This is a genomic window from Acidithiobacillus caldus ATCC 51756 (genome assembly GCF_000175575.2).
GTDB lineage: Bacteria > Pseudomonadota > Gammaproteobacteria > Acidithiobacillales > Acidithiobacillaceae > Acidithiobacillus_A > Acidithiobacillus_A caldus.
Genome location: NZ_CP005986.1, coordinates 2,706,485 through 2,724,584, shown reverse-complemented (window position 1 = coordinate 2,724,584; position 18,100 = coordinate 2,706,485). Strand labels below are relative to the sequence as shown.

General features: G+C 65.1%; 20 protein-coding genes. 14 read left to right on the top strand and 6 right to left on the bottom strand.

What is annotated here, in order from left to right; all coding sequences use genetic code 11:
* Window positions 1–16: 16 nt before the first annotated feature.
* The 8 genes from rsfS (at window position 17) to ACAty_RS13310 (ending at window position 5,963) form a co-directional block, all read left to right on the top strand.
* A complete protein-coding gene (gene rsfS, locus ACAty_RS13345) occupies window positions 17–370 on the top strand; it encodes a ribosome silencing factor (protein ID WP_004873274.1) in 354 nt (117 codons plus the stop codon).
* Window positions 371–376: 6 nt separating this feature from the next.
* Window positions 377–850: a 23S rRNA (pseudouridine(1915)-N(3))-methyltransferase RlmH gene (gene rlmH / locus ACAty_RS13340; RefSeq protein ID WP_004873273.1), complete on the top strand. Its 474-nt coding sequence runs from the start codon at window positions 377–379 to the stop codon at window positions 848–850.
* A 7-nt stretch (window positions 851–857) separates the two neighbouring features.
* Window positions 858–1,289, top strand: a complete 432-nt coding sequence (locus ACAty_RS13335) for a hypothetical protein (RefSeq protein WP_226047572.1) — start codon at window positions 858–860, stop codon at window positions 1,287–1,289.
* Window positions 1,286–2,176: a coiled-coil domain-containing protein gene (locus tag ACAty_RS13330; protein WP_014003605.1), complete on the top strand. Its 891-nt coding sequence runs from the start codon at window positions 1,286–1,288 to the stop codon at window positions 2,174–2,176. The genes ACAty_RS13335 and ACAty_RS13330 overlap by 4 nt, the downstream gene beginning before the upstream one ends.
* Window positions 2,163–2,777 carry a Maf family protein gene (locus tag ACAty_RS13325; protein ID WP_004869436.1) on the top strand — a complete coding sequence of 205 codons (615 nt, stop codon included), beginning with the start codon at window positions 2,163–2,165 and terminating at the stop codon, window positions 2,775–2,777. The genes ACAty_RS13330 and ACAty_RS13325 overlap by 14 nt, the downstream gene beginning before the upstream one ends.
* Complete coding sequence (gene rng, locus ACAty_RS13320) at window positions 2,770–4,260, top strand: ribonuclease G (RefSeq protein ID WP_014003604.1); 1,491 nt, start codon at window positions 2,770–2,772, stop codon at window positions 4,258–4,260. Before ACAty_RS13325 ends, rng begins: the two co-directional genes overlap by 8 nt.
* A 240-nt stretch (window positions 4,261–4,500) precedes the next feature.
* The gene (locus ACAty_RS16650) at window positions 4,501–5,205 is read left to right on the top strand and encodes a hypothetical protein (RefSeq protein ID WP_004869434.1); all 705 of its coding nucleotides are present in this window, start codon (window positions 4,501–4,503) and stop codon (window positions 5,203–5,205) included.
* Window positions 5,206–5,243: 38 nt separating this feature from the next.
* A complete protein-coding gene (locus ACAty_RS13310) occupies window positions 5,244–5,963 on the top strand; it encodes a hypothetical protein (RefSeq protein ID WP_004869433.1) in 720 nt (239 codons plus the stop codon).
* Between the two features lie 43 nt (window positions 5,964–6,006).
* Here ACAty_RS13310 and ACAty_RS13305 read toward each other — a convergent pair whose 3' ends face one another.
* Both ACAty_RS13305 and ACAty_RS13300 read right to left on the bottom strand, forming a co-directional pair.
* Window positions 6,007–6,213: a CopZ family metallochaperone gene (locus tag ACAty_RS13305; RefSeq protein ID WP_004869430.1), complete on the bottom strand. Its 207-nt coding sequence runs from the start codon at window positions 6,211–6,213 to the stop codon at window positions 6,007–6,009.
* Between the two features lie 66 nt (window positions 6,214–6,279).
* Complete coding sequence (locus ACAty_RS13300) at window positions 6,280–8,775, bottom strand: heavy metal translocating P-type ATPase (RefSeq protein ID WP_004869429.1); 2,496 nt, start codon at window positions 8,773–8,775, stop codon at window positions 6,280–6,282.
* Between the two features lie 292 nt (window positions 8,776–9,067).
* On the opposite strand from ACAty_RS13300, the gene trhA reads away from it, so the two are divergent.
* From trhA to ACAty_RS13285, 3 genes are all read left to right on the top strand, one after another.
* Window positions 9,068–9,700: a PAQR family membrane homeostasis protein TrhA gene (trhA, locus tag ACAty_RS13295; RefSeq protein ID WP_004869425.1), complete on the top strand. Its 633-nt coding sequence runs from the start codon at window positions 9,068–9,070 to the stop codon at window positions 9,698–9,700.
* Between the two features lie 21 nt (window positions 9,701–9,721).
* On the top strand, window positions 9,722–11,056 hold the full coding sequence (locus tag ACAty_RS13290; RefSeq protein ID WP_004869422.1) for an MFS transporter: 1,335 nt from the start codon (window positions 9,722–9,724) through the stop codon (window positions 11,054–11,056).
* Between the two features lie 102 nt (window positions 11,057–11,158).
* Complete coding sequence (locus tag ACAty_RS13285) at window positions 11,159–12,418, top strand: EAL and HDOD domain-containing protein (RefSeq protein ID WP_004869419.1); 1,260 nt, start codon at window positions 11,159–11,161, stop codon at window positions 12,416–12,418.
* Between the two features lie 60 nt (window positions 12,419–12,478).
* On the opposite strand, the gene ACAty_RS13280 is transcribed toward ACAty_RS13285, so the two are convergent.
* The 4 genes from ACAty_RS13280 to hemC all read right to left on the bottom strand — a co-directional run bounded on the left by ACAty_RS13280 (window position 12,479) and on the right by hemC (window position 15,900).
* On the bottom strand, window positions 12,479–13,114 hold the full coding sequence (locus ACAty_RS13280; protein ID WP_004869416.1) for an energy transducer TonB: 636 nt from the start codon (window positions 13,112–13,114) through the stop codon (window positions 12,479–12,481).
* A gap of 61 nt (window positions 13,115–13,175) precedes the next feature.
* Window positions 13,176–14,183 carry a porphobilinogen synthase gene (gene hemB, locus ACAty_RS13275; protein WP_004869413.1) on the bottom strand — a complete coding sequence of 336 codons (1,008 nt, stop codon included), beginning with the start codon at window positions 14,181–14,183 and terminating at the stop codon, window positions 13,176–13,178.
* A complete protein-coding gene (locus tag ACAty_RS13270) occupies window positions 14,180–14,968 on the bottom strand; it encodes a uroporphyrinogen-III synthase (RefSeq protein ID WP_004869410.1) in 789 nt (262 codons plus the stop codon). The genes hemB and ACAty_RS13270 overlap by 4 nt, the downstream gene beginning before the upstream one ends.
* Window positions 14,965–15,900: a hydroxymethylbilane synthase gene (gene hemC, locus ACAty_RS13265; protein ID WP_038472366.1), complete on the bottom strand. Its 936-nt coding sequence runs from the start codon at window positions 15,898–15,900 to the stop codon at window positions 14,965–14,967. Before hemC ends, ACAty_RS13270 begins: the two co-directional genes overlap by 4 nt.
* Window positions 15,901–16,024: 124 nt before the next feature.
* On the opposite strand from hemC, the gene pal reads away from it, so the two are divergent.
* From pal to queE, 3 genes are read left to right on the top strand one after another with little or no spacing between them, the layout of a single operon-like run.
* Window positions 16,025–16,606, top strand: coding sequence for a peptidoglycan-associated lipoprotein Pal (gene pal / locus ACAty_RS13260; protein WP_004869400.1), 582 nt, complete (start codon window positions 16,025–16,027; stop codon window positions 16,604–16,606).
* A gap of 17 nt (window positions 16,607–16,623) precedes the next feature.
* Window positions 16,624–17,454, top strand: coding sequence for a tol-pal system protein YbgF (gene ybgF / locus ACAty_RS13255; RefSeq protein WP_004869397.1), 831 nt, complete (start codon window positions 16,624–16,626; stop codon window positions 17,452–17,454).
* Complete coding sequence (queE, locus tag ACAty_RS13250) at window positions 17,455–18,096, top strand: 7-carboxy-7-deazaguanine synthase QueE (RefSeq protein WP_004869395.1); 642 nt, start codon at window positions 17,455–17,457, stop codon at window positions 18,094–18,096.
* Window positions 18,097–18,100 lie beyond the last annotated feature (4 nt).

Below are 18,100 nucleotides of genomic sequence, written 5' to 3'. Positions count from 1 at the left end.
ATGAGGATTCTGGCCATTGCCAACCGCTGAAGAAGTGCGTGATCTGGTCGTGCATGCCCTGGATGAGCACAAGGGCCAGTCCATAGAGACCATCGATGTCCGTTGCCAGACCGATATCACCGACTATCTGGTCATCGCTTCCGGCACCTCGGATCGCCAGTTGCGGGCGCTTTCGGAGGCGGTGGTGGAGGCCTTGCGGGGGCGGGGAGTACGGCCGCTGGGTACCGAGGGCGGGGCCGGCGGCGACTGGCTGTTGGTGGATCTGGGTGACGTCGTGGTACACCTCATGCGTCCCGAGACGCGCGACTTTTATCAGCTGGAGCGCCTCTGGGGTGACCTGCCGCGAACGCGGGAGCAGGACGGGCGCTAACGGCCCATGCGGGTTCAGGTTCTGGCTCTGGGTACTCGAATGCCCCGTTGGGTGCAGGAGGCCGTAGCGGAGTACTCGGCGCGGATTCCGCCGCCGCTGCGGCCCATGTGGCAGTCCTTGCCTCTGGCGAGCCGCCGGCCCGGCGGCAGCGTGGCGCGCTGGCGTGCCGAGGAAGGGCGCAGGCTACGGGCGGCGACTCCCCAGGGTGCCGAGGTGATTGCGCTGGATGTTCGTGGCCGTGCCTTGGGCAGTGAGGAGCTGGCCCAGCGACTGGAGGACTGGCGGGAACGGGGGCAGGATCTGGTATTCTGGATAGGTGGACCCGACGGCCTGGATCCGGGGCTCGCGCCCAGTTGGCGCTGGTCCCTGTCGCCCCTGACCCTGGCGCACCCGGTGGTGCGTGTCGTTCTGGCCGAGCAATGGTACCGGGCTTGGAGCATTCAGGCCGGACTCCCCTATCATCGAGGTGAAAAGGAGTGATGCTGTGGTGAAGATCTCGACACTCGGCCTGCTGGGGCGCGGAGCGTTCCTGGCGAGCCTGCTGAGCCTCGCCGCTTGTGCCCAGATGGTGACCCCCACGCCGGCACAGGTGACAAACAACGCCATCGCCGTGCAGGAGGGGCGGGCGCACATCTTTTCCCTGTCTCCCCAGGTCAAGCCGGCGGAGTTGGTGCCCGCCCAGCGGGCACTGGCGGCGGCGCGCGCGGCCGATGCCCGTGGCGATTACCTCTATGCCGATCGTCAGACCCAGCTGGCCAAGTTGCTCCTGGACAACGTTCAGGCGCGCCTCGACGGCGCGCCTGGCCGCGCCGAGGAACAGCAGCTCAAGCGTCAGATTCGCGAGGAGCAGCAGCGCGTGGCGGAACTGCAGCAAAAGGTCGCGGCTACCCGTAAGCAATTGGGGGATACCACACCATGAAAGTTCTCGGCACCTTCACCCTGGGCACGGCACTGCTCATCTGCCCCGTGCTGGTCCAGGCAGACCTCCGTACGACTCAAGAGCTGCAGAGCGATATGCGCGCCCTGGCGCAACTCGAACAGCAGCAAGTACCGGCCGACCGCCTCGCCCCCCTGCGCTCGACCCTACAGCAGATGACCAGTGATCAGGTCAATCCGGCGCTCTTTGCCGTGGACCGGGCCATCTTTGCGGCACAGCTGGAGGGCATCCGCATCGAACGGGACAATGACCAGCAGGGCCAGAACATCGCTACGCTGCGGCGCGAGCTGCAAAAGCTGCAAAGCCAAAGTCAGCACCTTCAGGATGAGTACGCGCGTCTGCGTCAGCAGCTGGCGCAGCAGACCGCCAGCGGTGCCCAGAGCCAGCGTCTGCAGCAGGAGATTGCGCAGCAGAAGCAGATCCTGCGCCAGGAGCAGCAGCGCCTCGAGGAATTGTCCAAGCAAGCACCGTCGGCACCCAGTACCGCGTCCAGTCCGAGCCCTGCGGTCCCGGGCATCCCCGCTGGACTGGGTCAATACGCCCAGGTCAGCGCCGGCAAGGACGGGCTCCGACTGCAGATGCCCGTTGCCCAGCTCTTCGCCCCATCCAGTCATCAGCTCACGGCCAATGGCCTGCAGCGTTTGCGATCCCTCGCGAACAGCCTGCGGGCGAGCAGCGCCAGTGAGATCCTGGTGCGGGTGTCTCCCCAGCCCGAGGGGACCAATGCCGCTACCCGGCAGGCCGAGGTCATTCTGCGTGCGCTGCGTCAGAACGGGATTCCCGATCAGCGACTGGCCTTGGCCAGCGGCGCGGGGGTGCCAGCGGGGACGGCTGAATTGCTGCTCGTAGGCCTCGGTGCCCAGCCCTGACGCGCTCGGCACGCCCATTCTGACCCTGGCCTCGGCCTCTTCGCGGCGGCTCGAACTGTTGCGGCAGCTGGGCTACGACCCACAGGTGCGGGCTGCCGCCATAGACGAAACCCCCCGCCCGCTGGAACGACCGCAGTCCCTGGTTCGGCGGCTGGCGCAGGAAAAAGCCGCGGCGGCTTGGCGAGAGCTTCAAGGGGGCATCGTCCTGGGCGCGGATACCGTGGTGGTGGTGGACGGGCAGGTTTTTGGCAAACCGCGCGATCTGGACGCGGCGCGGTGCATGTATGCGGCCCTCGGCGGCCGTTGGCATGGGGTACTGACGGCCGTTGCCGTATACGACGGTCGGCAGTGGTATCGTTGCCTGAGTCGCAGCGCAGTCTGGCTGCGTCCCCTCAGCAGCGCCGAGGTGACGGCCTACTGGACCAGCGCCGAGCCCTTTGATAAGGCCGGCGGCTACGGTATTCAGGGTTTGGGCGCGAGTTTCGTGCGCAGTCTGCGCGGCTCTTACAGCGGTGTCATGGGCTTGCCCCTTTTCGAGACGGCGGAGCTGTTGGGTGCCGCGGGACTCCCACCTCCCTTTTTGCGAGATCGACATGAGTGAAGAGCTGTTGATCAACGTCACCCCCCAAGAGATTCGCGTGGCACTGGTGGACAATGGGGTGCTTCAGGAAGTGCAGATCGAGCGCAGCAGCCATCGGGGGCTGGTCGGGAATATCTACAAGGGGGTGGTACGGCGGGTGCTGCCGGGCATGCAGGCCGCCTTCATCGATATCGGCCTGGAGCGTACCGCCTTCCTGCACGCAGGCGATATTCAGGACGAGGAGATGGATAACGGCGATACGGATCTGGAGACCCGCGCCGACATGGCCCACGAGGTGCGCAGTGTCGCCACACTGTTGCACGAGGGCCAGGAGGTGGTGGTGCAGGTCATCAAGGATCCCGTGGGCAGCAAAGGAGCGCGACTGTCCACCCGCATCACCCTGCCGGGCCGCTATCTGGTCTACATGCCGTACGTTCCGCGCCTGGGCGTGTCCAGCCGGATCGAGGACCCCGGGGAACGCGAGCGTTTGAAGGGAATTCTGAAGGCGATGATTCCTGCCGATGAGGATGGTGGCTATATCATCCGCACCCTGGCCGAGGGGACCGAGGCCGAAGACTTCGCCAGCGACCTGGATTTTCTGGGGAGGCTCTGGCAAAGCGTGCACGAGCAGGTCGCCAGCGCACGCGCTCCCCAGCTCATTCACCAGGACCTCAACCTCGCCCTGCGCGTCATGCGCGACGTGATGTCCGATGACATTCAGCGCGTTCGCATCGACAGCCGCGAGACCTTTGAAGCCGCGCGCCAGTTCTGTGCCGAGGTGATTCCGGAGGTGGTGGAGCGCATCGAGCACTATGCCGGGGACCGCCCGCTCTTTGACCTGTATAACGTCGAAGACGAAATCGAGCGTGCCCTGCAGAGCCGCGTCACACTCAAGTCCGGGGCCTACCTCATCATCGATCAGACGGAGGCCCTGACCACCGTGGACGTCAATACCGGCGCCTTCGTCGGTCGACGTAATCAGGAAGAAACCATCCTCAAAACCAATCTAGAGGCAGCGGCGGCCATCGCCCGGCAACTGCGGCTGCGGAACATTGGCGGGATGATCATCATCGACTTCATCGACATGGAGGACGAGGAGCACAAGCGACGGGTGCACCGTGCCCTGGAAAAGGCCCTGCAAAGCGACCACACGCGCTGCAGTATCACCCAGATTTCCGCCCTGGGCCTTGTGGAGATGACCCGCAAGCGTACCCGCGAGAGCCTGCGCCAGATTCTCTGCGAGCCCTGTCCTTACTGCCACGGACGCGGATTCATGAAGACCGCCGAAACCATCTGCTACGAAATCCTGCGGGAGATCGTCCGCGAGACCCGGGCCTATCCTGCCGAGCGCTTTGTGGTATTAGCCTCGGTGAAGGTGGCCGACAAACTGCTGGATGAGGAGAGCACGAGCCTTGCGGCGCTGGAGGAGTTCATCGGCCGTCCCATCCGGGTGCAGGCAGAACAGACCTACACCCAGGAACAGTACGATATCATCCTGATGTAAAAGTGGTTTTTAGTTGTTCGCTCCGCAGCTGGGGAGTTTTCTGTCGCTTCCGGACGACATTTTTTCGCCCCGTGCATCCCACTCGGGTCTGGCCCGCCCGCATTGGTGTGGGTCAGGGGCGTGAACCTGCGGGCCTGCACCGCGCAGGGACGACTGAACTGGAGCTGGACGGGTTCTGGCATGAAAAATGCTGCTGATGCCCATCGACTGCCGCCCGATATCGGGACTAGAGAGGAAGGGATGCATCCAAGAAAATCGCTGCTGTGGGCCGGGGCACTGGCCGTCCTTGCTGCGGCGGGGGTTCCGCCGGCCTCGGCCGAGGTTCAGTTGCAACTGAACCTGGGGGGGCCAGGCTACAGCCTTGGCTTTTCCAACTTTCCGCAGTACGTCTACCTTGCGCCGCCGCCGGGCTATGCCGTCTATTATCCGGCGCCGCTGTATGCCCAGTACGTGATCTGGCAGTACTATCCGCAACTGTATTATCGCTATTACGCGGCACCGCCACCGCCACCGCCCTACGGCGCACCGCCGCCGCCACCGCCGCCGGACCGTTTCTTTCGCGTCCTTGGTGTGGCCCCGCCACCACCGGCGCCACCGGGGCGGTATCGACCGCCGCCGGGCCGATGGCTGTGGGCTGGGCACGAGCGGGGACTCCAGTTTACTGGGCCGGCGGAGCGCGGCCCTGGATTTCACGGCCATGAGCGGGAAGGTCACCCCGGGGATCGGGACTTCCGTGGCCCGGGGGGACCGCGTGGTGGTCCAGGTGAGGGACCGCGTCCTGGGGGTGGTCCGCATCCCGGTGGTGGCCCCCATCCCGGTGGTCCTGGGCCCCATGGACAGGGACACGGACCCCACGGATTTGGGCCGGACGGGCATGGACCCGGTGAACACGGGCCGGGCGATGGGGGCGGTTTCATGGGGCCGCATGGTGGGCCGCGTCCCTGAATCCGGTTTTGGCATCCTGAGTTTGGAGGGCAGTCTTCGTGAACCGAGCTTTCCACCTCCTCTCGCTGCTCGCCGCTAGCCTCTGGCTGTCTGCACCGCTCTCCGCCGGGGCGGCGGGGGCGACGTCATCCGACGCTCCGGCGACGGCGGTCATTCCGCCCGTGTTGGCGGATGCCATCCAGTTGGCCATGGATACGCCGTACCACTTTCACCTGGTGGTTCGCTCTTCCATGCTGCCCATTTCGGCAGAATCCTCGGGAGCCGTGGACCTCGCGCGGAAAATCGGTTCCGTCGAGGCCCGTCTGCAGCCTCTGCCGGGCGTCACCCTGCAGGCCCAGAGCATCACTCTGGGAAACCGCGTCTGGTATCGAACCACTCCTCCCGGCGGTCCCTTCCGGGAGGAATCGGCCAGCATTCGGATTCCCAAGGCCATTCCCTGGCAGGATCTGGAGCCCTATCTCGGGGCTGTGCAAAGCTTGCCCGCGCGTCCCATGGATGGCCAGGAATGTATTGGCTACACCTTTACCCTGAGCCCTGCCGGGGTCGCCAGCCTTTCGCGCCACGCCCAAGCGCTGCAACTGGGAACGATACAGCAGGCCTCGGGCGACCTCTGGGTGGCCGCCACCGCGCCCCATTACCTGTGTGCCGCCCACCTCCTGGAGACCGCGGCCCAGGCGGGTATTCCCTACCAACTCACGGAGTCCATCACCTACAGTCGCTGGGGCGAGGCCCTGCAGATCGTCCCACCCAGCTCCTGAACCGCAGCGGCGCGCATGGCCCGCAGCGATGACCGGACGTGGTTCAGGGCTGGATCTCGGCGTGGTATCCCTCGGCTTCCACGGCGGCCAGTAAGGCCTTGGGGTCGACATCCCCCTGCACGGTGGCTTGGGATGGCTTGAGGCTGACCTCGGCCCGATGCACGCCGGGGACGGCCTCGAGGGCCTCACGCACCGCGCGCACACAATGGCTGCAGGTCATGCCACGGATGTTCAAATGCAGTGTTTGCACGATTACCTCCTCTAGTCGGGTCAAAGATAGTCGGGTCAAAAATACCAGTATCGCGCCTTGGCCTCGCTACGGATACCGCTCCAGGGTCCTTGCGGGCGGGCTATTCGCCGCCGGGCGCACCTCCGGGAAAGGCGGCAGCCGCCGCAGCCGCAGGCTATTGCTGAGGACGAAGACCGAGGACAGGGCCATGGCCACTCCCGCCGCTATGGGATTCAGGGTAAGCCCCCAGGGTGCCGCAAGCCCTGCCGCCACGGGAATCAGGAGGACATTGTAGAAGAAGGCCCAGAACAGATTTCCCCGGATGACAGCCAGAGTGCGACGAGCCAGATCGACGGCAGTCACCACGGCCTCCAGTCGTCCATGGGTCAGGGTCACATCGGCCGCCGCCCGGGCTATGTCCGTAGCACTGGCCAGGGCAATGCCGACATCGGCCGTGGCCAGGGCGGGGGCGTCGTTGATGCCGTCCCCGACGAAAGCGATCTTCTTGCCAGCACCACGCAGCTCCCGCAGGTACTTCGCCTTGTCCTGGGGTAGGACCCCCGCGTACCAGTGTTCGATACCCACATCACGGGCCACCTTGCTTGCCGTGCCTGCCGCATCTCCGGTGATCATCCAGAGTACGAAGCCGCGGCGACGGAGTGCCTCCACCACGCGGGCCGCTTCCGGGCGCAGCGGGTCGGCAAAGCGGAAGGTGCCCCAGAATTGCCGGTCCACTGCCAGATGGATGGCACCCTGGGCCTCTGCTTCTGCGACCGTCTGCCCATTTTCCTCGTCCACGGTAATGCCCTCGCTGCGCAGGAACTCGGCGGAGCCCAGCACCACGTCACGGTTCTCCACCCGCGCCCGTAGGCCGAGACCGGGCAGGGCTTGAAAGTCCTGGAGTGGTGGCAGGTGCAAGCGCCGTTCCTGCGCCGCCTCCAGCAGGGCCTGTCCCAGAGGGTGTTCCGAGCCCTGCTCTGCCGCTGCCGCAAGCGTCAGGGCACGATCTGGGTCCGCCCCGTGAATGGCCACGAGCCTTGGACGACCGGTGGTCAAGGTGCCGGTCTTGTCAAAGATCAGGGTATCGGCGCGAGCCAGGTGCTCCACAGCCTCGCCGGAACGGAACAGCACCCCCAGCTCCGCCGCTCGTCCGGTACCGACGAGCACGGCCGCCGGAGTCGCAAGGCCCATGGCGCAGGGACAGGCGACCACCAGCACGGCCACCGCGGCGACCAATGCCTGACTGAGATCACCCGTCAGCGTCAGCCAGGCGCCAAAGCTGAGGGCGGCGGTGAGCAGCACCAGCGGTGTGAAGACCCGCACAACCCGATCCGCAAGACCCTGGATAGGCAGTTTGCCGCCCTGGGCATTCTCCACCAGGCGGATGATCTGGGCGAGAACGGTATCGCCGGCCCGCGCCGAGACCTCGATGATCAGGCGACCGTCGCGACACAGGGTGCCGCCCACCACGCTGTCGCCCGGTCGGCGATTTTGCGGCAACGGTTCACCGGTTAGCATGGCCTCGTCCACCTCGGCTCGACCCTCCAGCACCCGTCCGTCCACGGGGATGCGCTCGCCGGGACGCACCAGCACCCGCTGCCCGGGCTGTAGTTCGGCAATGGGAATCTCGTGGGTCTGGCCGGTCTCGTCCAGGAGCGCGGCGCTGCGGACCTGTAGTCGGGCCAGCTGGGCAATGGCCGCGGCACTGCGGTCCTTGGCCGCTGCCTCGAGATATTTACCGACGAGGATGGCGGCGATCACGACGGCGGCAGAATCGAAATAGACATGCCGCGCTGCCTCCGGAAAGATCGACGGGACGAGCAGCACGAGCAAGCTATAGAGCCAGGCGGCCCCGGTTCCCGTGGCCACCAGGGCATTCATGTCCGGAGCGAGGTGACGATACGCGACCCAACCGGCACGAAAAAAACGCCGCCCCGGACCGAACAGGACAAAGGTCGTCAGGAGCATCTGCAGCCAGTCCCAGGCCCCAGGGAAGGGTTGGACAGAGTTCATGAACTGCTGCAGACTCGGCCACCAGGGCGGCACCATGGCAAGAAAGAGCACGATGAGCGCTGTCCCCACGGCCAGCCACAGGGATCGTGCCGTGGTCTCCCTCCCGGGGCGCCGGGCGGCACCCTGGCCAGCGGCCGCACTGGCCAGGCTTGCCGTGTATCCCGCCTTGCGGATGGCGGCGAGCATATCTGCGCCTTGGATCATGGTGGGTAGATAGCGCACCACGGCTTTTTCGGTGGCCAGATTCACGCTGGCTTCCAGGATCCCCGGCTGGCGGCGCAAGGCGCGTTCGACCCGTCCGACGCAGGACGCGCAGGTCATCCCGCCCACCGCAATCTCCGCCTCCTCCACCATGGGCTCATAACCGCTGGCCTGGACCGCAGCCACCAGGGCGGAGGCGGACTGTTGACCGGGGCTGAAATGTACTTCGGCGCGCTCCGTGGCCAGGTTCACCTGCGCCGACTGCACACCGGGAAGGCGTCCCAAGGCCCGCTCCACGCGGCTGCTGCAGGAGGCGCAGGTCATGCCGCGAACGCCAATGTCCAGCCGCTCCAGGTTTTCTTCGCTCATGTCGTGCTCCACACAGCCCACCACGGTCGTATTTTCAATCCTACAAAGCACTGTAGAGTCAAGAGCCCAAACACCCCATCCTCCTCGACCCCCACAGGTGTACACGGCCGACGCCTTCGGGTCCAGCCGGCGGCAAGTCATCGCAAACTACGGGGGCTACACTGGCTGTGCCACCCCGATGCCATTGCCCGCCCCGCGGCGATAGTTGCGTACACCGTTGGACTCAAGGCCGATTGCCTCGATGTCCAGCGGCTGATATAACCGCGGTGGACAGGGCGACGGGGGTACGGCGATGCGGGAGCAATCCACCAGGGAAGAGCAGGTCAACGCCGTGTCCCACGGTGCGGGTGTGGGACTGGCGCTGGCCGCCTTTGCCGCACTGATCGTGCCCAACTGGTCGGTACTGTCGACGCGGGCGCTTCTGGCCCTGGGCCTCTTTTTGGTCACCGCGGCCCTGCTCTATCTGAGCTCCCTCCTTTATCACGCCTGGAGCAGCGGGCCGCAGAAAGCGCGCCTGCAGCTGCTGGACCGCACCGCCATCTACGGTCTCATTGCCGGCACCTATACGCCGGTGAGTCTCCTGATGCTGCGCGGGCCTCTCGGTTGGGGGCTTTTTGTCGTGGAGTGGCTGCTGGCCCTCGCCGGCACCCTGCTCCTGTGGCGTTTTCGCGAGCGTTTTGCGGGCTTGTCCCTGTGGTGGTATCTCCTCATGGGCTGGCTCATTCTGCTGGCGCTTGGCCCTCTCTATCGGGCGGCTCCCAGCCTTTCTCTGTGGTATCTCGGGGCGGGTGGGCTGGCGTACACGGCTGGTGTGGTTTTCTTTGTGATGGATGCGCGACGCTATTTTCACGGTATCTGGCACCTCTTCGTTCTGGCAGGTACCGCCCTGCAATTCTGGGGTATCTGGCTTGCCGTAGGCAGCTGAGGGCCGAGGATGAGGGCGCCAGTGCGGGGAAAGCATACCCGGGCCTTGTGGGCGGCCACTCTGGGCATGTTTCTGGATGGCTTTGATCTCAGCATTCTCGCCATTGCCCTGCTGCCCCTGACGCAGCAATGGCAGCCATCCCCAGCGGATGTGGGCACCCTCATGGCCATGGCCCTGCTGGGCTCTCTGGTGGGCGGTCTCGCGGGTGGGTGGGTGACGGACCGTTTTGGTCGCCAGCGTCTGCTGCTTCCCAATGTCGCGCTGTATTTGCTCGGGGCGCTGGTCAGTGCCCTCAGTCCGGACCTTGGAACCTTGCTCCTCGGCCGTTTCATTACGGGTCTTGCCATCGGTCTCGATTATCCTCTGGTGGCCACCATCGTTGCCGAATACAGTGCTACGGCGAGCCGTGGTCGCGGCTTTGCCTGGGTCAATCTGGCCTGGTTTGGTGGTGCCATCTTTTCCACCGCTTTGGGCTTGGCGTTGTTGTCCCTGGGAACGGATTCCTGGCGCTGGATGTTGGCCAGTGCGGTGGTGCCGGCGCTGGGCCTTCTGTGGCTGCGCCGCCGCCTTCCCGAGTCACCCCGCTGGTTACTGCGGCAAGGTCGGCCGGAAGCGGCGGCGCATGCCCTGCGCGAACTCGAACCGGCCCTGGACGGAGACGCTCTGCGCGACCGCCTGCGCGAATTTGGCGTCCAACGCATGCCGCTGGCGCCGTTGTGGCAGAGACGGGTATGGCGCCGTCGCCTGACCCTCGGCATCCTCCCCTGGTTTTGCCTGGACGTGGTGAGTCTCGGGATTGCGCTTTACCTCCCGAGCGTGCTGCGCAGTACCCAGGTGGCCAGCAGCGATACGGCGGCCGCAGGGATCAATCTCCTCTTCGAACTGGTGACTGCTGCCGCCATCGTCCACATCCTGCCGCGCATCGATTGGGTCGGTCGTATCCCCCTGCAGAAAAAAGGTTTTGCGCTGATGGCCGCGGGTCTTGTCATCTTCGCCCTCGGTGTTGCCCTGCCTTCGGTGGCAGTCCTTTTCCTTGGGAGTACACTTTATGCCCTTGGCCTTGGGCTGGGGCCGGCGGTGACCATCTTTGCCCTTGCCGTAGAGATTTTTCCCACGGAGTGGCGGGCGAGCGTGGCCGGCCTCGCCACTTCCGTTTCGCGCCTGGGTGCGGTTTTCTCGGCCGTCCTTTTTCCGATCCTGGAGCAGCACCTGGGTGTCCCGTTGCTCCTCACGGGGGTGGCGGCGGTGGCATGGCTTGGGCGCGTCATCACGGCCCGTTTTGCGGTCGAGAGCAGTGCCCGAAGCCTCGAGGCCCTGGAGCGCGAGGCCTTGGCTGCGCCGAAAGCCGAACCTTGACATCCCGGACTTTTTTGACCATCTCCCATCGTGTCCGCATTCCGCCACGGAGTCTGTGGCGCCGCTCACCTCACTGCACCTGAGTCCAATTATCCTTCCACGATGTCAAAGCTGCCCGAAATATCCGAGGATACAGCGCTCTCCGGTACCGAACGCATTGCCCGACAAGCCATCCTTGGCCGCCAGGGTGAGATCATCGCCTATGAGCTCTTCGCACGCGATAGCGAAACGATTCTGGCCGATCCCTTTCTGGCCTCGGCCCGGGTTCTGGTCAAGGCCTTCAGCTGGTTCCCCGTGGACTCCCTGCTTGGCGGCAAACCGGCTTTCGTGAATTTCACCGACGGGCTGTTTGATGAAAAAAGCCTCGAACTGTTTCCGGCGCGACAGATCGTCCCGGAATTCACCTTGGCGGTGGCACCGGGCAAGGAATTTCTCGATAAGATCCTTGCCCTCAAAAAACACGGCTTTCGCCTTGCCCTGGATCGCTTTTCTGGCGTGTCCTGGCAGTTGGCCCTCCTGCCGTTGATGGATTATGTGAAGATCGATCTGTACGAGACCGCTCCGGCAGACTGGCAGCGAGCCCTCACCCTCATCCGGCGGGGCGGTGGTGTCACCGCGCACCTGGCGACCGTGGCAACCCGGGTGGAGACTCGGGTGCTGGCGCAACAGTGTTTTGAGGCCGGCTTTGATTATGCCCAGGGCTATTACTTCATGCGCCCGGAAATCGTCTCCGGCAAAAAACTGACCAGCCAGCAACGGGTGGTGTTTCACCTCCTCAATCTACTTGCTGCCGAAGGGCCGCTGGCGGAAATCGAGGAAGGGTTCCGCCGCGATCCTGCCCTGTCGTACCAGTTGCTGCGCTATCTCAATTCTGCGGGTCTGCGCCGCGGTGAGGACATCGACAGCATCCGCCGCGCGCTCGTTCTGCTGGGGCGTCAGCCCCTACAGCGTTGGCTCACCCTGCTGATGTTCACCAATCAAGGGCCGGCAAAAGCCTCCCTGGCGCTGCAGGCCAGCACACGCGCCCGACTCGCCGAAATCCTCCGGGAGCACTCCGTTACACTCGACCAGCATCCCGCGGCACTGCATCGCAGCTTCCTCGTGGGTATGCTGTCCCTGCTGGACGCGCTCGTGGATCAGCCCATGACCGACCTGCTGCAGGAACTGCATCTGCCCGACACTCTGCGCGATGCATTGTTGACGCGGCGTGGGGAGGATGGTCAGATTCTCGCCCTGGTGGAGGCCACGGAACGCCAGGACGAGGAGATCGCTCAGGAACTCTGTGGACGTCTGGGCATCCCGCCCGGCATTCTGGGAGGTTTGAGCCTGGATGCCTTGGCCTGGTCGGCGGCCCTGCCCTAGGTTCTGGGTGCGGGCCAAGGGTGAGGGGAGGTCGATTCGGGCTGTATCGGGCGTCCTGCGTTACTCGAAGTTCCAGGTGCGCACGATGCGCAGTTCCTGCGGCGGGTGCTGCCACGATGGTGGCAGGGGGGGGAAGGGTGCTGCCTGTTGCAGGATGCTTTCCACAGCCAGGACGAGATCGCGGTGCTGTTGACCGCGCAGGATCTCCACCCGACGCAGTTGCCCAGTGGGATCGATGGTGATGGCCACGATCAGCCGACCCTGAGGTATGCTGTGCCCGGCGAGGCTGGCCCCGGCGACCTCGGCCACCCGTCGCTCCCAGGCCAGCAGATAGGCGGCGAGCTGCGCTTTGGGATCGGATTGCGCCGTGCTGGGGGCTCGCGTTGCGGGGGCCCGCACCACGGGGAGGCCCGGCCCGCGCGTCGGCATGGGCAAAGCAGGCGTGCCTGTCGCTTCAGCGGGTGCGGAGACCAGGTCTATCTGAACGTAGGAAGAAATGGGCGGCACGCGCGGCACGTGCAGCAGTCCCACGTCCCGGACGAAGAGGAAGATGCCGCCAAGGCCGAGGCTTGACAAGAGCAGCCAAGGAAAGAGTCGATCCAGATCTCTGGCGCTCAGGCCAAAGTACGCAGACCACGGGGCACGGGCCCGCAGATCCCGCAGGAATCCTCGCCTGCCGCGAGCCTGCCGCTTCACGGCGGCGTCACACCGTCACGGTGGCAGACGTCCAAGGAGCGGCCGTAGCCACGGTAAGGGCTCAGTCCAGCCAGTCTGCGACCTCGATGGCAAAGTAGCTGATGATGGCATCGGCGCCGGCACGTTTGATGGCCAGCAAGGACTCCAGGACGCTGCGTTGGAGTTCGAGGGCGCCGGCCGCGGCAGCGGCACGCAGCATGCTGTACTCGCCGGAAACCTGATAAGCCAGGACCGGGAAATCGCAGCGCTCGCGCACGTCCCGGAGTATGTCGAGGTAAGGCATGGCGGGCTTGACCATGACCATGTCCGCACCTTCCTCGAGGTCGAGGGCGAGTTCCCGAAAGGCCTCCCGGCGATTGGCGGGATCCATCTGGTAGGCTCGGCGGTCGCCGAAGCTTGGGGCGCTGTCCGCTGCGTCGCGGAAGGGGCCATAAAAGGCGCTGGCGTACTTTATGGCGTAGGAGAGTACGGCGACGCGCTCGTAGCGGGCTGCATCCAGGGCCTCGCGAATGGCGAGGACCATGCCGTCCACCATGCCCGAGGGGGCGATGACGTCGACGCCGGCCTCGGCATAGGACAGGGCCTGTCTCTGCAAATTCTCCAGGGTGGCTGGATCGTCGCGATCGCCATCGGGGGCGAGTACCCCGCAGTGCCCATGGTCGGTATATTCGCAAAAACAGGCGTCGGCAATCACCAGCAGATCCGGGTAGTGTTCGCGGATGGCGCGAGTGGCACGTTGCACCAGACCATTGCTGTCCCAGGAGGCAGATCCACTGGCGTCCTTGCACTGCGCGGCGACGACACCAAAGAGCAGAACCCCGGGGATTCGTCGGGCAACCGCTTCGCCGCACAGTTGCAGGCAGGAGTCGATACTGTGGCGGAAAACTCCGGGCATGGAGGCTATTTCCTCACGAACACCCGTACCCTCCACCAAGAAGATCGGCAAGAGGAAGTCGCTGGCCTGCAATTGGGTCTCGCGCAGCATGGCACGCATGGCTGCGCGACGGCGCAGCCGCCGCGGCTGGTGGCGCAGGGCGAAGTGGGGTGGAATGGGTAAAGTGGCGGTCATTTTCCCGAACCCTCCGTGTGCGCGGCCCAGTCCTGCAGGGCCTGCAGTAAACCCTGGTTACTCGCCTCTGGAGCCACCCAGGGCGCGGGCAGCCCCTTGGCCGTAATGGCTTCGGCCGTCAGGGGGCTGATGGCGACGATGGGCGTGGTCTTGAGCCAACGCTGCCCGAGACCCCCGACCATCTGGTAGAAGTTGTTGAAGATCTCCGGACTCGTGACCGTCACGGCCTGCAGTTCACCCCGAGCCCAGGCGTGCAGAAGTGGCGTGGGATTGGCGCCGGGCACACTGCGTCGGTAACAGTAGACCTTTTCCACCAGAGCGCCGCGCTCACCCAGGGTACGTTCCAAAAGCTCCCGTCCTTGATCACCGGCGAAGAGGGCGATCCGCTCCCCCCGCACCTCGAGCAGGGCGGGATGTTCCAGCAGCCCCTCGGAACTGAAACGTTCTGGTACCAGATCGACGCCGAGGCCGAAATCCTTCAGGGCGCGCGCGGTCTCCCGACCAACGGCAGCGATGCGGGTGGACGCGGGCCACTGCCGCGCCAGCGCCTGCAGGCGGCTCAAGGCAAACTGGACGGCGTTGCGGCTGCTGAAGATCGCCCACTGGAAGCGCGCCAGATCGGTCAGGGCGGCATCCAGGGATTGCCAGTTCTCCGGCGCCTCGATACGGATGGCCGGGAAGGGGATGGGAAGTGCGCCAGCCGCTTCCAGCAGGGCGATGAGTTCGCCGGACTGTTCCTTTGGTCGGGTGACGACGATGCCCTTGCCGCGCAGAAGCTCTCTCATGCCCGTTTCACCTCATCGATGATGTGCTGTGCTCCCTGGGCCAGGAGCGCCTGGGCAACCTGCTCGCCCACACTGTGTGCAAGGCTACCCACTGCCTCTGCCCGCAGGAGCTCTCGCCCGTCCGGGCTTGCCACCAGACCGCGCAGGCGCAGCCCGGTTCCGTCGGCTTCGGCCAGGGCCGCGACGGGCAGGCGGCAGTCGCCGCCCAGGAGACGATTCATGTGGCGCTCGGCACCCACGCAACGGCTCGTCGTAGGATCGTTCAGGGGCTTGAGCAAGGTGCGCGTACGCGCATCGTCGCTGCGGATCTCCACACCGATGGCGCCTTGACCCACGGCCGGGAGCGAAAGTTCAGGCTCCAGATAGTGGCGGATACGCTCCAGGAGTCCCAGGCGCTTGAGACCGGCCGCCGCAAGCACGATACCGTCGTAGTCACCGGCATCCAGCTTGCGCAGGCGCGTGGCGACATTGCCACGCAGATCCAGCACGACCGTCTGCGGCAGCCGATGCAGGAGCTGGGCACGCCGACGCAGGCTGGAGCTCCCCACCCGACCGCCCTGGGGAAGATCTTCGGGTCTTGCGAAGGTATTGGACACCCAGGCGTCGCGCACATCCTCCCGCGCCAGTATGGCCGCAATCTCCAGGCCCTCCGGCTGCTGTGCCGGGACGTCCTTCATGGAATGCACCGCAAGGTCCACCGTGCCCTCGAGCAGGGCCGCCTCGATCTCCTTGACGAACAGTCCCTTGCCGCCGATCTCGTGGAGCGGGACGGCGAGCATGCGATCCCCCTGCGTGGTCATGGGCACGATCTCTACCGGTATTTCGGGATGGGCGCGCAGCAGGCCGGCGCGCACGTGCTCGGCTTGCCAAAGGGCAAGGGGACTGGCGCGTGTGCCAATGCGCAGGGGCGTTACGGAGCTGGTGCGGGACATTTCCTGCCGATGGTGCGTGGGCAATGCCTCACCTTAGCAGGGGATTGGGGCCTGTCAAGGGACGCCATTGCTATGGGCGGAGCCGGCAATATACAATTCGCCCATTCTTTCTGGAGATTAACACATGGATCGTAAATACATGCTGGTGGCCCTCACCGCGGCGGGAATCCTCGCTCTTGCCGGTTGTGCCAGTAACGTCGGCAGTGGTGCGCCCAAGGCGGCGGGACCCGTGGCGCCAGCGGAGTCGGCGAATACGGCGGCCTACAATGGAGCCGGAATCGGCTCACAGCAGTTGGATGCCAACGGCCCCATCGGCGGCGCCAACAGCGGCCTCACGGCGGCGGAGCTGGCAGCGCTACCGCAGCATCTGCGGGTGCATTTTGGCTTCAATAGCGACAGTCTGGACGCCCGCGCCCAGGAAATTGCCAGTCAGAATGCCCAGTTCATGATGAATCACGCCCACGTCAAGGTGCGTCTGGAAGGCAATACCGACGATCGCGGGACCCAGGAATACAACCTTGCTCTGGGTGAGCGTCGTGCCGAGGCGGTCAAGCGGTATCTGGAGGCGCAGGGTGTCAGCGCTGCGCGTATCAGCACCGTGAGTTTTGGCAAGGACAATCCCCTGTGCAACCAGAACGACGAAAGCTGCTGGGCCAAGAACCGGCGCGTCGATTTTGTGTATAGTGGTGGTTACAACGGCGGATGAGCCAAGGTGGTTTGCTGATGACAAACACAACCCGACTGCTGCTGGTCCTGGGTCTGGGGGCCTTCAGTCCCATGGTGTGGGCGCAGTCCACCAGCGAGCAGTTGCTGCAGTTGCGTCAAGAGGTGTCGGTGCTGCAGGGCGAGGTCAACAGCCTCATCGCCGTGCAGAAAGCCGAGCGAGGTAGCCAGAGTGCCCTCGCCGACCTCGTCAACCGCTCCCAGAGAATGGAGGCGGAGATTCGCGATCTGCGTGGTGAACTGGAGAGTAAAACCCACGCCTTGGAGCAACAGCAGAAGGCAACGGAACAGCGGTTGAACAGCCTTGCGGCGGCGATGGCCACCGTTGCGCCGGCGACCAGCGCCGACCTCAGCGCCGCTCCGGTGGCTTCGGTATCGTCCGCGGCCCAGGGGACAAAGACCAGCAACGCGCTGGCCAGCGCCCTGGGTGACGCCTCGGAATCCAGCGTTCCTGGCCTCGGCCAGGCCGATTACCAGCGCGCCTTCGACCTGTTGCGCGCGGGCAAGTACGGTTCGGCGGTGACTGCCCTGCAGGATTTCATCCGTAAATACCCACAGAGCAGTCTCGTCGTCAACGCCTACTACTGGCTGGGCCAGGCGCAGTACGTCCTGGGCCAGAACGATGCCGCCATCAAGAGCCTGAGCACCGTCGAGAATCAGTACGCCCAAAGCAGTCTGGCACCGGAGGCGATGCTGCGCCTCGCCGAGGTCTACCAGGCCACAGGGCAGGCGACCAAGGCGCGCGCCGTTCTCAATAAGGTACTCAAGCAGTATCCCAGCACTCCCTCGGCACAGAAGGCTCAGGCCCGACTGCAGGCCATGTCGCGCTAAATGTCCCGGCTGCGCGTCAGCGAGATCTTTCATAGCCTGCAGGGTGAGACGACCGCCTCCGGAGTTCCGGCAACCTTCGTGCGCCTGACCGGCTGTCCCCTGCGCTGCAGCTACTGCGACACCGCCTATGCCTTCCACGGTGGCGAGTGGCTGGATGCCGACCAGATCCTGGCGCGGGTGGCCGAGCGCGACAACCGACTGGTGGTGATCACCGGCGGCGAGCCTTTGGCGCAACCGGCGGTGCATGCGCTCATGACGGCTCTGTGCGACGGCGGGCGCGAGGTGTACCTCGAAACCAGTGGTGCCCTGAGCGTCGCGGAGGTGGATCCGCGGGTCGTCAAGATTCTCGATCTGAAAAGCCCGGGGTCCGGAGAACTCGAGCGAAACCTTTGGGAAAACCTGGACTACCTGGGTAGCCGCGATCAGGTCAAGTTTGTGCTTTGCAATCGCGATGACTACGAATGGGCGCGGACCACGGTGCGGGAGCGCAAGCTTCAGGGTCGCTGCGAACTGCTTTTTTCCCCCGCCTACGGTCAATTGACTGCCAGGGATCTGGCGGAGTGGATCCTCGAAGATCGTCTGCCAGTGCGTCTGCAGATCCAGTTGCACAAGTTCATTTGGGGGGATGTCCCGGGCCACTGAAATG

Bases quoted from the DNA above. Each gene is read 5' to 3' on its own strand.
- rlmH (WP_004873273.1), top strand. From the start codon at position 377: ATGCGGGTTCAGGTTCTGGCTCTGGGTACTCGAATGCCCCGTTGGGTG.
- ACAty_RS13330 (WP_014003605.1), top strand. From the start codon at position 1,286: ATGAAAGTTCTCGGCACCTTCACCCTGGGCACGGCACTGCTCATCTGC.
- rng (WP_014003604.1), top strand. From the start codon at position 2,770: ATGAGTGAAGAGCTGTTGATCAACGTCACCCCCCAAGAGATTCGCGTG.
- ACAty_RS16650 (WP_004869434.1), top strand. From the start codon at position 4,501: ATGCATCCAAGAAAATCGCTGCTGTGGGCCGGGGCACTGGCCGTCCTT.
- ACAty_RS13300 (WP_004869429.1), bottom strand. From the start codon at position 8,775: ATGAGCGAAGAAAACCTGGAGCGGCTGGACATTGGCGTTCGCGGCATG.
- trhA (WP_004869425.1), top strand. From the start codon at position 9,068: ATGCGGGAGCAATCCACCAGGGAAGAGCAGGTCAACGCCGTGTCCCAC.
- ACAty_RS13285 (WP_004869419.1), top strand. From the start codon at position 11,159: ATGTCAAAGCTGCCCGAAATATCCGAGGATACAGCGCTCTCCGGTACC.
- hemB (WP_004869413.1), bottom strand. From the start codon at position 14,183: ATGACCGCCACTTTACCCATTCCACCCCACTTCGCCCTGCGCCACCAG.
- ACAty_RS13270 (WP_004869410.1), bottom strand. From the start codon at position 14,968: ATGAGAGAGCTTCTGCGCGGCAAGGGCATCGTCGTCACCCGACCAAAG.
- hemC (WP_038472366.1), bottom strand. From the start codon at position 15,900: ATGTCCCGCACCAGCTCCGTAACGCCCCTGCGCATTGGCACACGCGCC.
- pal (WP_004869400.1), top strand. From the start codon at position 16,025: ATGGATCGTAAATACATGCTGGTGGCCCTCACCGCGGCGGGAATCCTC.
- ybgF (WP_004869397.1), top strand. From the start codon at position 16,624: ATGACAAACACAACCCGACTGCTGCTGGTCCTGGGTCTGGGGGCCTTC.
- queE (WP_004869395.1), top strand. From the start codon at position 17,455: ATGTCCCGGCTGCGCGTCAGCGAGATCTTTCATAGCCTGCAGGGTGAG.